Annotated in this window: 15 protein-coding genes; 9 read left to right on the forward strand and 6 right to left on the reverse strand. The window is 71.6% G+C overall.

Annotation, left to right across the window (positions count from 1 at the left end; all coding sequences use genetic code 11):
- Positions 1–35 precede the first annotated feature (35 nt).
- Positions 36–824 carry a crotonase/enoyl-CoA hydratase family protein gene (locus tag K1T34_RS30960; RefSeq protein WP_220238293.1) on the reverse strand — a complete coding sequence of 263 codons (789 nt, stop codon included), beginning with the start codon at positions 822–824 and terminating at the stop codon, positions 36–38.
- Positions 825–885: 61 nt separating this feature from the next.
- Here K1T34_RS30960 and K1T34_RS30965 point away from each other — a divergent pair, with 61 nt between their 5' ends.
- Positions 886–2478: an acyl-CoA synthetase gene (locus tag K1T34_RS30965; protein WP_220238294.1), complete on the forward strand. Its 1593-nt coding sequence runs from the start codon at positions 886–888 to the stop codon at positions 2476–2478.
- A gap of 8 nt (positions 2479–2486) precedes the next feature.
- Complete coding sequence (locus tag K1T34_RS30970; RefSeq protein WP_220238295.1) at positions 2487–3593, forward strand: nitronate monooxygenase family protein; 1107 nt, start codon at positions 2487–2489, stop codon at positions 3591–3593.
- Between the two features lie 41 nt (positions 3594–3634).
- Here the strand turns inward: K1T34_RS30970 and K1T34_RS30975 are convergent, their stop codons facing one another.
- The 5 genes from K1T34_RS30975 to K1T34_RS30995 all read right to left on the reverse strand — a co-directional run bounded on the left by K1T34_RS30975 (position 3635) and on the right by K1T34_RS30995 (position 7424).
- Positions 3635–4081 carry a hypothetical protein gene (locus K1T34_RS30975; RefSeq protein WP_220238296.1) on the reverse strand — a complete coding sequence of 149 codons (447 nt, stop codon included), beginning with the start codon at positions 4079–4081 and terminating at the stop codon, positions 3635–3637.
- Between the two features lie 120 nt (positions 4082–4201).
- Complete coding sequence (locus K1T34_RS30980; protein WP_220238297.1) at positions 4202–4549, reverse strand: response regulator transcription factor; 348 nt, start codon at positions 4547–4549, stop codon at positions 4202–4204.
- 78 nt (positions 4550–4627) lie between these two features.
- Positions 4628–5146, reverse strand: a complete 519-nt coding sequence (locus K1T34_RS30985) for a hypothetical protein (protein WP_220238298.1) — start codon at positions 5144–5146, stop codon at positions 4628–4630.
- A gap of 106 nt (positions 5147–5252) precedes the next feature.
- A complete protein-coding gene (locus K1T34_RS30990; protein ID WP_220238299.1) occupies positions 5253–6059 on the reverse strand; it encodes a trypsin-like serine protease in 807 nt (268 codons plus the stop codon).
- Between the two features lie 141 nt (positions 6060–6200).
- On the reverse strand, positions 6201–7424 hold the full coding sequence (locus K1T34_RS30995) for an APC family permease (protein ID WP_220238300.1): 1224 nt from the start codon (positions 7422–7424) through the stop codon (positions 6201–6203).
- A 136-nt stretch (positions 7425–7560) separates the two neighbouring features.
- Here K1T34_RS30995 and K1T34_RS31000 point away from each other — a divergent pair, with 136 nt between their 5' ends.
- From K1T34_RS31000 to K1T34_RS31030, 7 genes are all read left to right on the forward strand, one after another.
- Positions 7561–7941, forward strand: coding sequence for a DoxX family protein (locus K1T34_RS31000; protein ID WP_220238301.1), 381 nt, complete (start codon positions 7561–7563; stop codon positions 7939–7941).
- Positions 7942–8035: 94 nt separating this feature from the next.
- On the forward strand, positions 8036–9154 hold the full coding sequence (locus K1T34_RS31005; protein WP_220238302.1) for a TIGR03364 family FAD-dependent oxidoreductase: 1119 nt from the start codon (positions 8036–8038) through the stop codon (positions 9152–9154).
- Entirely contained in the window at positions 9151–9819 is a 669-nt protein-coding gene (locus K1T34_RS31010; protein ID WP_220238303.1) for a phosphonatase-like hydrolase, read from the forward strand. The genes K1T34_RS31005 and K1T34_RS31010 overlap by 4 nt, the downstream gene beginning before the upstream one ends.
- Before the next feature lie 88 nt (positions 9820–9907).
- Positions 9908–10408, forward strand: a complete 501-nt coding sequence (locus K1T34_RS31015; RefSeq protein WP_255637687.1) for a hypothetical protein — start codon at positions 9908–9910, stop codon at positions 10406–10408.
- Between the two features lie 41 nt (positions 10409–10449).
- Positions 10450–10956, forward strand: coding sequence for a hypothetical protein (locus K1T34_RS31020; RefSeq protein WP_255637688.1), 507 nt, complete (start codon positions 10450–10452; stop codon positions 10954–10956).
- 178 nt (positions 10957–11134) lie between these two features.
- On the forward strand, positions 11135–11572 hold the full coding sequence (locus K1T34_RS31025; RefSeq protein ID WP_220238305.1) for an SRPBCC family protein: 438 nt from the start codon (positions 11135–11137) through the stop codon (positions 11570–11572).
- 108 nt (positions 11573–11680) lie between these two features.
- The gene (locus K1T34_RS31030) at positions 11681–13117 is read left to right on the forward strand and encodes an MFS transporter (RefSeq protein WP_220238306.1); all 1437 of its coding nucleotides are present in this window, start codon (positions 11681–11683) and stop codon (positions 13115–13117) included.
- The last annotated feature ends 1 nt before the right edge of the window (position 13118 follow it).

Here is a 13118-nt window from a genome sequence, read left to right on the forward strand (position 1 = left end):
GTGAGGCCGGGTCCCGGCCTCACCGGACGTCCGGCTCAGCGACCCTCGAACCGTGGCTTCCTCTTCTCCGCAAACGCCCTCGGCCCCTCCTTCGCATCTGCCGAGGCGAAGACCTCGATGCCGTACTTCGCGTCCAGTTTGAAGGCGTCGTTTTCCGGCAGGGCTTCCGTGTCGCGCAGGGTGCGGAGGATGGCGCGGACGGCGAGGGGGCCGTTGGCGTTGATGAGCGACGCCAGCTCCAGTGCGCGGGACAGGGCGGTGCCGTCCGGGACGACGTGGCCGATGAGGCCGCAGGCCAGAGCTTCGGAGGCTGACAGGTGGCGGCCGGTCAGCAGGAGGTCCGCCGCGAGCGTGTAGGGGATCTGCCGGGGGAGGCGCACGGCGGAGCCGCCCATCGGGAACAGGCCCCAGCGGGCCTCGGAGACGCCGAAGCGGGCGGACTCGCCGGCGACGCGGATGTCGGTGGCCTGGAGGATTTCGGTGCCGCCGGCGATGGCGGGGCCCTCGACGGCGGCGAGGAGCGGTTTCGTCAACCGGCGGCCTTTCAGCAGGCCGTCGATGCGGCTCGGGTCGAAGGCGCCCGAATCGAACGCGTCCGACGGGGCGTTGCGGGACATCGACTTCAGGTCGGCGCCCGCGCAAAAGGCGCCGCCGGCGCCGGTGAGGATGCAGGAGCGCACCTCGGGATCGGTGTCCACGCGGTCCCACGCCGAGGTCATGATCGCGAGCATCTCGCCCGTGAGCGCGTTGCGGGCCTCGGGGCGGTTCATCGTGACCACGAGGGTCTGGCCTTCCAGGGACACGAGAGCGTGGGGCGCGGCCAAGGAAACCTCCCGGAGAACGCGGGCATTGCCCAGAACGATAACATGTTCTACTTTGAGTGGTGTGGCACTCAACATCGCGGATCTACTCGAGCACGCCGTCGACGCCGTGCCGGAGCGTGTCGCGGTCGTGTGCGGCGCGAGGCAGGTGACGTTCGCCGAGCTGGAGGCTCGCGCGAACCGCCTGGCGCACCACCTCGCCGCCCACGGCGTGGGACCCGGGTCCCACATCGGTGTCTATTCCCGCAACTCCATCGAGGCCCTGGAGTCGATGTTCGCCGCGTACAAGCTGCGCGCCGTCGCGGTGAACGTGAACTACCGCTACGTGCACGGCGAGCTGAAGTACCTGTTCGGCAACGCGGATCTGGTCGCCCTCGTGCACGAGCGCCGCTTTGCCGACAAGGTGGCGAAAGTCCTCCCCGAGACGCCGAAACTGAAACACGTTGTCGTCGTCGAAGACGGGTCGGACGCGCCCTTCGAAGGCGTTGCGTACGAGGAAGCGCTGGCGCAGAACAACCCCTGCCGAGACTTCCCCGAACGCAGCGCCGACGACCTCTACATCCTCTACACCGGCGGCACCACCGGCTACCCGAAAGGCGTGCTCTGGCGCCACGAGGACATCTGGCGCGCGCTCGGCGGCGGCATCAACTTCGTCACGGGTGAGTACGTGCCCGACGAGTGGACGCTCGCCGAGCAGGGCAAGGCGGGCGCACTCGTCCGGCTGCCCGCCGCGCCGCTCATCCACGGCGCCGCGCAGTGGGCCGCCTTCGGTGCGCTGTTCGCCGGCAGCCCGGTGGTGTTCGTGCCGCAGTTCGACGCGCACGACGTGTGGAAAGCCGTGCAGGAGCACAAGGTCCAGGTGCTGACCATCGTCGGCGACGCCATGGCGCGCCCGCTCGTGGAGGCCTACCGCGAGGGCGGCTACGACGCTTCGTCGCTCGTCGCCGTCTCCAGTCACGCCGCGCTGTTCTCGCAGTCGGTGAAGCAGGAGCTGCTCGGCCTGCTGCCCGGCGTCGTGCTCACCGACGCGATCGGCTCGTCGGAAAGCGGTTTCACCGGGATCGGTATGGTGGGCAAGGACTCCGACCACAGCGCCGGCACGCGGGTCGTGTTCGGCAAGGACGCGATCCTGCTCGACGAGGACGGCGCGGTCGTCGAGCGGAAGCCCGGCGCCGTCGGGCTCATCGGCCGCCGCGGCCACGTGCCCCTCGGCTACTACAACGACCCCGAGAAGAGCCGCACGATGTTCGCCGACGTCGACGGCGTGCGCTACGTCGTGCCCGGCGACTACGCCCGCTACGAGGACGACGGCACCGTCACCCTGCTCGGGCGCGGCTCGCAGTGCGTGAACACCGGCGGCGAGAAGGTGTACCCCGAAGAGGTCGAGGGCGCGCTGAAATCCCACCCCGACGTGTTCGACGCGCTCGTGATCGGCGTGCCGGACGAGCGCCTCGGCCAGCGCGTGGCCGCCGTGGTGCAGCCGCGGCCTGGGGTGGCGCCCGACCTCGCGGCGATCGAGGCGCACGTGCGCACCGAGATCGCGGGCTACAAGGTGCCGCGCACGGTCTGGCTCGCCGACGAGATCGGCCGCTCGCCCAGCGGCAAACCCGACTACCCGTGGGCCCAGCGCTACGCCGCCGAACACGAACCCGCCTAGGAGCGCGCATGCGAACTTCCCTCTGCGACCGGCTGGGCATCGAGCTGCCGATCGTCGGCTTCACGCCGTCGGAGCACGTCGCCGCCGCGATCAGCCGCGCGGGTGGCCTCGGCGTGCTCGGCTGCGTGCGGTTCAACGACGCCGCCGAGCTCGACTCCGTGCTGTCCTGGATGGACGAGAACACCGGCGGAAAGCCTTACGGCGTCGACATCGTGATGCCCGCGAAGATCCCCGCTGAGGGCACCCAGGTCGACCTCGCGAAGCTCATCCCCGACGCCCACCGGTCCTTTGTCGACAAAGTGCTGCGTGACCTCGCCGTGCCCCCGCTGCCCGACGACACCGACGAACGCGCCGGCGTGCTCGGCTGGCTGCATTCGGTCGCGCGGTCCCATGTGGACGTCGCGCTGAAGCACCGCATCAGCCTCATCGCCAACGCGCTGGGCTCGCCGCCCGAAGACGTGATCGAGCGCGCGCACGCCGCCGGTGTGCCCGTCGCGGCGCTCGCGGGCAAGGGTGAGCACGCGGCCCGCCATGTCGCCCGCGGCGTGGATCTCGTGGTGGCACAAGGGTACGAGGCCGGCGGGCACACCGGCGAGATCGCGTCGATGGTGCTGGTGCCGGAGATCGTCGACGCCGTCGGCGCACAGGTCCCGGTGCTCGCGGCCGGCGGCATCGGCTCCGGCCGGCAGGTCGCGGCCGCGCTGGCGCTCGGCGCGGCGGGGGTGTGGATGGGCTCGTTCTGGCTCGCCACCGAGGAGTACCGCCGCACCATGCCGGGCTCCGGCGCCATGCAGACGGCGCTGGTCAACGCGACGTCGGCCGACACCGTCCGCACCCGCATCTACACCGGCAAACCCGCCCGTCTGCTCAAAACGCGCTGGACGGACGCCTGGGCCGCTCCCGACGCGCCCGAGCCCCTGCCGATGCCGCTCCAGAACCTCCTGGTTTCCCACGCCCACAACCGCATCCACGCCGCGGACGACCCGGCCGTGGTGTCGATGCCGGTCGGGCAGATCGTCGGCCGGATGGACCGGGTCCGCCCGGTGGCCGAGGTGATGGCAGAGCTGGTGAGTGGCTACGAGGAAACGTTGGCACGGCTCGACAAGACGCGGTGAGGTCCTTTCAGGACGATCCGCCTGAAAGGACCTCGCCCCCGTCAGCCGCAGGCCACCGGGCCAGAGCTGAAGCTGAAGTGGTCGATCGAGTGCGTGCCCATCACCAGCGTGCCGCTCACGTGTGCGCAGTGACCGTTGGCGCCGGTGACCAGCACGCCGCCCGCGTAGGTCTCGAAGGTGCCCGAGTCCTGTCCCGAGCCGGGAATCCCGTCGACCGTCATGGTCACGCTCATGGCGTGCTTGCCTGACGCGTTGTCGTAGACCTTCGCGCAGTTCGTGCCCCCGTTGGCACTGGAATACCTGAGCTCGACGGTGCCCTGCGTCTCGTCGACCGTGTTTTGCAAAGTCTTCGGGAAGCCACTGACCATGCTGCCCGGGCACATGCTGACGATCGAGTACCGCCCGGCCGCCTGTCCGGCCGGTGCTGCCGCCAAGACCGCGGTACCGACGAGCGCCACGGCACTGGCGAGCGTGAGAATCCTGCGCATTGAAATCCTTCCCCAGACCGGGTCGCCCCTCGACCCGTTCGTCCCACCTTCGCGGCTGCCGGAGAGACGCGGCGAGTGATTTTCCGGCCAATGTCCGGTTCCGGCCACCGGGTGACCGCGCTACACCCAGCCGCGCTTGGCGGCAGCCACACCGGCGGCGAATCGGCTCTCGACCCGCAGGATTTCGAGGATCGCGCACACGTGCCGGCGCACGGTCCGCTCGCCAGTGCCGGTGCTGCGGGCAATCGCCTCGTCGGTCAGCCCCGCGGCGAGCAGGGACACCACCCGGCGACGGGCGGGGGTGAGCTCGTCGCCGTCGGCACCGTCGAGCGGCACGGTGTCCGGCGCGGCCCACAGTGCGTCGAACAGTGTCTTCGGCCCCGGCTCCGCCGGGGCGTGCGAGATCGCCTTTGAGCCGGCCTCCGGATTGTGCGGTCGGATCGGCCGGGGGCCGATCGCACCGCACAATCCGGAAGCCGGCGCGATCTCGCGCGTGGGGTGACGGCGTCGTCCACGTGCATCATCGGCATCCTCACCTGCTCCGACTTACGGACCTGCGCCCGCCGCGAGGGCGTCGGCGGGCGGCAGCAGCACACCCTCGCTCACCCGGTGCCCGCCAGTGCTGCCGGTGAACGTGGCACGCAGCAGCTGCCGCGGGGAGCGGTAGAGGCCGGACGCGAGCCGGGTCAGCTCGTCGTGGTCCTCGATAGCGCGAACCCCTTCGCGGTCGACCGCGGTGAAGCCGCCGGTCGGAGCGACGAGTGCGGTGAACCGTTCCCAGGTGCCCGCGAGATCGGCCTGCAGCTCGGAAATGTGCCGGTGCTGCCGATCGAGCAGTCGCCGCAACGCGACGGCCGGTGGTACGGCACGCGCGAACCGGTCCGCGCCCGAACCGCCGAAGCTGATCACCCCCGCCTCCTGCAGCTCACGCTCGGCCGGGGGCGTCCGGGTCGAATGCGCCCACGCCGACCGGCAGCCGGCCTGCGGCGTGAAGCCGGTCGTACGCCTCGCCGCCTCGGCCGAGACCAGGCCCGCGAGGACCTCCGTCCGTGTGCTCCCGCGCATGCCGCCCCCTGTGGTTCGCCCCTTTCCGGCAAGTCGGGTAATCGGCTGCTCACGTTACGGAAGCGGCGTGCCCGAACGGTGCACGCCGCTTCCGGTCCGCAGGAGGTCAGATCTTCGAAGCCGCCGAAGCGATCGCGCTCGCGAAGCTTGTCACCTCGGTGTACACGCCGGGCGCGTGGGCGCGGGCGCAGCCGGTGCCCCAGCTCGTGATGCCGACCTGCACCCACTCGCCGGCGGTGTCGCGGCGGAACATGGGGCCGCCGGAGTCGCCCTGGCATGTGTCGACGCCGCCGGCCGAGACGTTGCCCGCGCAGATCTCCGCGTTCGCGATGAGGCCGGAGTAGTCGCCGCCCTGCGCCTTGCACGTCGAGTCGCTGACGAACGGCACCTGCGCCTTCAACAGGTAACGCTGCTGCGCGCCGCCCTCGGTCGCGGCACCCCAGCCCGCGACGGTGAACGTGCCGGTGTTCAGGGAAGCGCTGGAGGCGAGCGGAAGCCTCGGGACGCCGCTGACGGGGCTCGCGAGCTTGATCAGCGCCCAGTCACCGCCGGTCGTGTCATACGTGGTGGACCGGTAGACGTAGCTGGAGCGCACCTTCTTCGCGCTGGAGCTCTGCAGGTCGACCACGCCGAGCGTCGCCGTGATCGACGTGTTCGAGCCGGTGCGCGTGACGCAGTGGGCGGCGGTGAGCACGATCTGCGGCGTGTACAGCGCACCGCCGCAGCCCATGGAAAGCCTTACCATCCAAGGAAACTCACCTTGCGCTGCCCGGCTGCCGCCCACCACCTGGGTGCCGTTCGTCGACGGCGGCGGGCCGGCCACGGCGGGGGTCGCGAGCCCGACCGCGGCGGCCAGCGCCGTGACGCCGACGAGAGCTTTTCCGAGCAGGGTGAACCGTCTCTTGAAGGTCATGGGGGTTCCGTCCTTCCGGTGTCCACATGGGAACGGGGATACGGGGAGTGATGACTCGACTACATCAGACCCCGAGCAACCGGACAACCAACTTTCTTCGGATCTTTCGGGCGAACGGTCCCCTCGCGTCACAGAACCGGTTCAGTGCCGGCCGGTGGCCCGCCGCACGGCGTAGGCCAGCGCCCCGAGCGCCAGCGCCGCGCACCCCGCCACCACCGACGGCCACGGCAGGCTGAACGCCAGCACCGCACACCCGACGAGCCCCAGAATCGCGACGACCCGCGGCGCCGGGTTCTCGTCCGCCCGCAACCGCAACGCCGCCGCGTTGGCGATCGCGTAGTACGCCAGCACCGCGAACGACGAAAACCCGATCGCCCCACGGAGATCCACTGTCGTCGCGAGCACCGCCACCACCACGCCCACCGCCAGCTCCGCGCGCTGCGGCACCTCGAACCGCGGGTGCACCACGGCGAGTCCGCGCGGCAGGTGCCCGTCACGGGCCATCGCCAACGTCGTGCGCGAGACGCCGAGCACCAGCGCCAGCAACGAACCCAGCGACGCCAGCGTCGCGCCGGCCCGCACGACCGGCGAGAGCCACGGCGCCGCCGCTTCCGCGATCGGGTCCGCGCTCGCCGCCAGCCGCTGCGGCCCGAGCGTGAGCAGCAGGGCGACGGCGACCACGGCGTAGACCACCAGCGTCAGCCCGAGGGCCAGCGGGATCGCTCGCGGAATGGTCCGCGCGGGGTCTCGCACTTCCTCCCCGAGCGTCGCCAGCCGCGCGTACCCGGCGAACGCGAAGAACAGCAACCCCGCCGCCGTCAGAACGCCGCCGCCGTCAAACGGTGCGAACGGCTCGGCCACGAACCCACCTGAGGTCGCACTCACGACCGCCACCGCCAGCACCACCAGCGTGACCACCACGATCACCCGCGTCGCCAGCGCCGACCGATGCACCCCGAGGCAGTTGACCCCCGTCACGGCCGCCACGACACCGACGGCGATCACCGCGCGCCACGGCTGCCCCACGCCGGGCGCCGCGTAGGCCACGACCGTCAGCGTCATCGCCGCGCAGCTCGCCGTCTTGCCGGTGACGAACCCCCAGCCCGCGAGGTACCCCCAGAACTCGCCGAGCCGCGCCCGCCCGTACACGTAGGTGCCGCCCGATTCAGGGTGCCGCGCCGCCAGCCGCGCCGACGACGTCGCGTTGCAGAACGCCACCACCGCCGCGATCCCCAGCGCGGGCAACAGGCCGGCCCCCGCGGCGCCGGCCGCGGGCGCGAACGCCGCGAACACTCCCGCGCCGACCATCGACCCGAGTCCGAGGAACACGGCGTCGGTCAGCCCCAACCGGCGTGCGAGCGGCATCGTGGGTTCCTCTCACCGGTGACGGGCAGCGACAGCCAACCACAGCGGACGGCCGACAGAGGTCGACAAATCACCTCTGTCACACCTCGCGGCTCTCCCTCGTTCCCTCCGCGACCGCCCTTCGAAGGGAGACCCCATGAACGCCGCACTCTGGGCTGGGCAGATCGTCCTGGCCCTGCTCTTCGCCCTGTCCGGCTCGCTCAAGTCCACGATGTCGCGCGAGCGGATGCTCGAAACGGGCCAGACCGGCGCCGCCGCCTACCCGCTGCCAGTGGTCCGGTTCACCGCGATCTGCGAGCTCATCGCCGTGGCCGGCCTCATCCTGCCCCAGCTCACGGGTGTCGCGCCGAGTCTCACGGGCTGGGCCGCCGCCGGCCTCGTCGTGGTGATGATCGGCGCCATGGCCATGCACGCGCGCCTCGCGATCGTCCAGCACAAGGCCGCGGAGTGGCGCAACGTCACGGTCAACGCCCTGATCCTCGCCGTCGCGGTGTTCGTCGCCACCGGCCGCCTCTGACGGATACAACCCCGAGTCACTCCACCGCACGTCTTCACTCTCCGTTCCCCACCGCGAAACTCCCCATTCCCACCGCTGAACGACTGTGGCCCTCGTGCGAATCCTCATCGTCGGTGGCGGCGTCCTCGGCACGATGCACGCGTGGCAGGCGATCCACCGCGGCCACGACGTCGTCCACCTCGAACGCGAGCCCGAAGCCCGCGGCGCCTCCGTGCGCAACTTCGGCCTCGTCTGGGTCAGCGGCCGCGCGGCCGGTCCGGAGCTCGCCACGGCGTTGCGCGCTCGCGAGCTCTGGCAGACGATCGCCGAGCAGACGCCGGCGCTGGGGTTCCGGGCCAACGGCTCGCTCACGGTCCTGCGCACCGAAGCCGAGCGTGCCGTCGCCGAAGCCGCGACCACGAACGCCGACGCGGCCGAGCGCGGCTTCAAGCTCCTCACCCCGGCCGAGACCCGCCGGCTGAACCCGGCACTGCGCGGTGACTTCACGGCCGCCCTGTGGTGCGAGCGCGACGCGGCCGTCGAACCCCGCACCGCCCAGCCCGCCCTGCGCGCGGCGCTGCGGAAGACCGGCCGCTACACCTGGCTGCCCAGCCGCGAAGTCCGCACGCTGACCAACTCCGGCGTCACCGACGACCACGGCGACCACCACGAAGGCGACGTCACGATCTTCTGCACCGGCGCCTGGCTCGGTGGTCTCGTGCGCGAGCTCGCCGGCGAGGTCCCCGTCCGCCGTGTGCGGCTGCAGATGGCACAGACCGAACCCCTCGGCGAGACGCTGACCACGAGCGTCGCCGACGCCGACAGCTTCCGCTACTACCCGGCCTTCCGCGGCGACGCGCTCGCCGAGCTCGGCCGCACCCAGCCCCAGGGCGACGTCGCCGCCGCCCACAAGATGCAGCTGCTGATGGTCCAGCGCCTCGACGGTTCTCTCACCATCGGCGACACGCACGAGTACGACCAGCCCTTCGGCTTCGACGTGACCGAAGACCCGTACGAGCACCTCGCCGAAGTCGCCGGCGCTCTGCTGGGCCGGCCGTTGCCGCGCATCCGCCGCCGCTGGGCCGGCGTGTACGCCCAGGCCCTCGACCCGGCCGCGATCGTGCACCGGGAACGCTTGGCGGACAACGCTTTCCTCGTCACCGGGCCTGGCGGGCGCGGCATGACGTGCTCGCCGGCGATCGCCGACGACACCGCGCGGGAGCTGGGCCTGTGACGACCGAGCTCGTGGTGCTGGACCTCGCCGGCACCACCGTCGTCGACGACGGTCTCGTGGTACGCGCCTTCACGGCCGCGATCGCGAGCGCCGGAGTGTCCGAAGTAGACGAACGCTTCCCGGCGATGCTCGCCCACGTGAACGCCACCATGGGCCAGTCGAAGATCACCGTCTTCCGCGCCCTGCTGCCGACCGAGGACCTCGCGCAGCGCGCCAACGCCGAGTTCGAACGCGCCTACGCCAACCTCGTCGCGGCGGGGGAGTGCGAGCCCGTGCCCGGCGCGGAGGACGTGATCCGCGGGCTGCGCCACGGCGGCGTGAAGGTCGCGCTGACCACCGGCTTCGCGGCCGTTACGCAGCAAGCCATCCTCGAGGCGCTGGGCTGGCGCGACCTCGCGGACCTCGCGCTCGCCCCGGGCGAGGGCTTGCGTGGCCGCCCGTACCCCGACCTCGTGCTCACGGCCGTGCTGCGCCTGGGCGTCACAGACGTGCGTTGCGTCGCCGTCGCCGGGGACACGCCGTCGGACGTGCGCACCGGCTTGTCCGCGGGCGCGCGCGTGGTGGCCGGGGTGCTGACCGGCGCCGGAACGCGCGCCGAGCTCACCGGGGCCGGGGCGACGCACGTGCTGGACTCCGTGCGCGACCTGCCGGACGTGCTCGACTGAAGTTTCCGAAGTTTCCGGCCGGCCCGTGCAACCACCCCGGCCCGGATTCCGTCCGCACGGTATGCGGACAACGGTGAAAGTCCTGGGTGTGAGCGTTCTGCTGCTTTCGGCCGCGGCGTGCGGCGGCGGAGGGGCCGCGCCGGCGGGACCGGGCGCGGCGAGCTCGTCGCCTTCTCCGGCGACGTCGTCGGTGCCGTCGGTGCCGCCGTCAACCACGCTGCCCCCGCCGATGCCGCTGCCGTCCCCGTCCGGCCCGCCGCAGACCCATCCGACGCAGGGCCCGCCGCCCGGCGACACGGCACCGGCCGCAGGCCAGATCGACGCGTCGGCGCTGCCCGCCGGCTACCCCCACGACGTGACACTCGCGCAAGGCGGCAAGGTCGTCGTGATCCACGCCGACGAAGCCGGCTGCGACCACATCATGGCCGCCGCCGGCGGGGAGACCGCGCAGCAGGCCGTCGTGGTCGTCACCGTCACCAAGGCGCCTCACGGCCAGATGTGCCCCATGCACGTGCGCGAGGTGTCGCTGCCCGTGCCGCTGGCCGAGCCGCTCGGCGGCCGCCAGCTGGTGCTGCGCCCCGGTCCGTGAGCGGATGCAACCGGATACGGCCCCCGTTCCGTCCTTGGCTCATGAGGTACTTGACGAAGCTGGTCGGCACAGGCTTGATCCTCGCCACGGTGACAGCCTGCGGCGCCCAGGGGACCATGGCCACGAACCCCGCGTCCGGAGGCGACTCCGTGGCGCCGAGCGGCAGCATCTCGACCTCGCCGTCGCCGGTGCCGAAGCCCCTGCCCAACCCGCCGGGCAAACCGCGGCTCGAGGTGCCGGCCGGCAGCACGCCGGTGCCTGCGGACAAGGTCGATGCGAAGGCCCTGCCGCCGGGCTTCCCGCACGAGGTCTACACGGCCAACGGCGGCACGATCATCAACGTCCGCGCCGAAGAGGGCGGCTGCGGCCACGCCCTCGGCGAGGCGATCGAGCAGACCGCGCAACACGTGGTGCTGGATCTGAGCGAGACCAAGGCGCAGACCGGCCAGATGTGCACGATGGACCTGCGTTACCCCTACATCTCCGTCGCGCTCGCCGCGCCGCTCGGCGAGCGGACGGTGGTCCTGAAGCAGTCACCGCCTCGGTGACGGCTTCACGAAGGCCGGCGCTGCGCGGCTCGCTCGGGGGGTTACCGGCCCGAGCCGCCGGGCACCGGCCGGGCGGTCACCCGGGTGCCACCTCCCACCGTGGCACCTGGGTGATCTCCCTCGCGGCGCCCGCCGGCCGAATCGTGGGCGCACCGGCGGAGCCCTAGTCTCACCGGGCATGGGTACCCGCCAGATCTCGCGCACCGCCGTTGTCGCCGCCTCTCCGAAGCAGCTCTTCGACCTGCTCGCCGATCCCGCCAACCACCCGCTGATCGACGGGTCCGGCACCGTTCGCGCCGGCCGTGACGGCGCTCCCTCGCGGCTTTCGCTCGGCGCGACGTTCGGGATGGACATGAAGATGGGCGCGCCGTACCGGATCAGCAACACCGTGGTGGAGTTCGAGGAGAACCGGCTCATCGCGTGGCGCCACTTCGGGGGCCACCGCTGGCGCTGGCTGCTGGAGCCCGCGGGCGACGGCCGGACCACCGTGACCGAGACGTTCGACTACTCCACCGCCCGGTCACCGCTGGCACTGAAGCTGATGGGCTACCCCAAGCGCAACGCCGACGGCATCGAGAAAACCCTCGCCCGGCTTACGAAGATGTTCCCCGGCTGACCGCAATGCGGAGTGAGCTGTACCGCGTTCGGCGGTAGGCGCGGACAGTTAGTTGTAGTGTGCTAAATGTTAGGATTCTACAACTACCTTCCGACTTTGAGGGGTGCCGTGCCGGAGCTCAGCCGTCGGCGGCGGCAGATCGTGCTGGCGGTCTGCTGCATGAGCCTGTTCATCGTCGGGCTCGACAACACGATCGTGAACCTGGCGCTGCCCTCCATCCAGCACGACCTGGGCGCGTCGGTGTCGAGCCTGCAGTGGACGATCGACGCCTACACGCTCGTGCTCGCGAGCCTGCTGATGCTGTCGGGGTCGACGGCCGACCGGCTCGGGCGGCGGCGGACGTTCCAGACGGGCCTCGTGCTGTTCGGCGTCGGCTCGCTGCTCTGCGGTGTCGCCCCCAGCGTGGGACTGCTCATCGCGTTCCGCGCGTTGCAGGCCATCGGCGGCTCGATGCTCAACCCGGTGGCGATGTCGATCGTCACCAACACCTTCACGGACCCGAAGGAGCGCGGGCGCGCGATCGGCATGTGGGGCGCCACGATGGGGCTGTCCATGGCCGTGGGCCCGGTGCTGGGCGGTGTCCTCGTGGGCGCGGCCGGCTGGCGGTCGATCTTCTGGATCAACGTGCCGGTGGTCATCGCGGCGGTCGTGCTCACCGCGGTGTTCGTGCCGGAGTCGCGCGCGCCGCGGCCGCGCCGGATCGACCCGGTGGGCCAGCTGCTGGTGATCGTGTTCCTCGCCGGGCTCACCTACGGCATCATCGAAGGCCGCGACCTCGGGTACGGCTCGCCGCGGATCCTCGTCGCGTTCGTGCTCGCGCTGGCCTCGCTGGCCGTGTTCGTGCCGTACGAACGAAGGCGGCGGGACCCGTTGCTGGAGCCCCGGTTCTTCCGCAGCGCGCCGTTCTCGGGCGCGACACTCACGGCGGTGTCCGGCATCGCGGCGATGGCCGGGTTCCTCTTCCTCAACTCCCTGTACCTGCAGGACACCCGCGGCTACAGCGCGCTGCACGCGGGCCTGTTGACCCTGCCGATGGCCATCATGTGCGCGATCTGCGCGCCCATCTCCGGCCGGCTCGTGGGCACCCGCGGCGCGCGGCTGCCGCTGGTGGGCGCGGGCATCGGCACCGTGATCGGCGCGCTGCTGATGCTCGACCTGTCTTCGACCACGCCACTGTGGCGGCTGGTCATCGCCTACGTCGTGTTCGGCATCGGGTTCGGGCTGGTCAACGCCCCGATCACCTACGCGGCGGTGTCCGGGATGCCGCGGGCGCAGGCCGGTGTGGCCGCGGCGATCGCGTCGACGAGCCGGCAGGTCGGCACGTCACTCGGTGTGGCGGTGATCGGCGCGGTCGTCACCGCCCGCGTCCACGGCTCGTTCGCCGAGGGCCTCGCGGCCGCCAGCCACGCCGGCTGGTGGATCATCGGCGGCTGCGGGCTGCTGGTGATCGTGCTCGGACTCGTCACCACCACGCCCTGGGCGTACGCCACGGCGCGGCGTGTGGGCGTCGAAGAGGAAGCCGACACGGGACTGGTGAAGGCCTGAC

The organism is Amycolatopsis sp. DSM 110486, from assembly GCF_019468465.1.
Taxonomy (GTDB): Bacteria; Actinomycetota; Actinomycetes; order Mycobacteriales; family Pseudonocardiaceae; genus Amycolatopsis.

What these genes read in the sequence shown, in the direction of transcription:
- K1T34_RS30970 (WP_220238295.1), top strand. Translation starts at nt 2,487, where the DNA reads ATGCGAACTTCCCTCTGCGACCGGCTGGGCATCGAGCTGCCGATCGTC.
- K1T34_RS30975 (WP_220238296.1), bottom strand. Translation starts at nt 4,081, where the DNA reads ATGCGCAGGATTCTCACGCTCGCCAGTGCCGTGGCGCTCGTCGGTACC.
- K1T34_RS30985 (WP_220238298.1), bottom strand. Translation starts at nt 5,146, where the DNA reads ATGCGCGGGAGCACACGGACGGAGGTCCTCGCGGGCCTGGTCTCGGCC.
- K1T34_RS30990 (WP_220238299.1), bottom strand. Translation starts at nt 6,059, where the DNA reads ATGACCTTCAAGAGACGGTTCACCCTGCTCGGAAAAGCTCTCGTCGGC.
- K1T34_RS30995 (WP_220238300.1), bottom strand. Translation starts at nt 7,424, where the DNA reads ATGCCGCTCGCACGCCGGTTGGGGCTGACCGACGCCGTGTTCCTCGGA.
- K1T34_RS31000 (WP_220238301.1), top strand. Translation starts at nt 7,561, where the DNA reads ATGAACGCCGCACTCTGGGCTGGGCAGATCGTCCTGGCCCTGCTCTTC.
- K1T34_RS31020 (WP_255637688.1), top strand. Translation starts at nt 10,450, where the DNA reads ATGAGGTACTTGACGAAGCTGGTCGGCACAGGCTTGATCCTCGCCACG.
- K1T34_RS31025 (WP_220238305.1), top strand. Translation starts at nt 11,135, where the DNA reads ATGGGTACCCGCCAGATCTCGCGCACCGCCGTTGTCGCCGCCTCTCCG.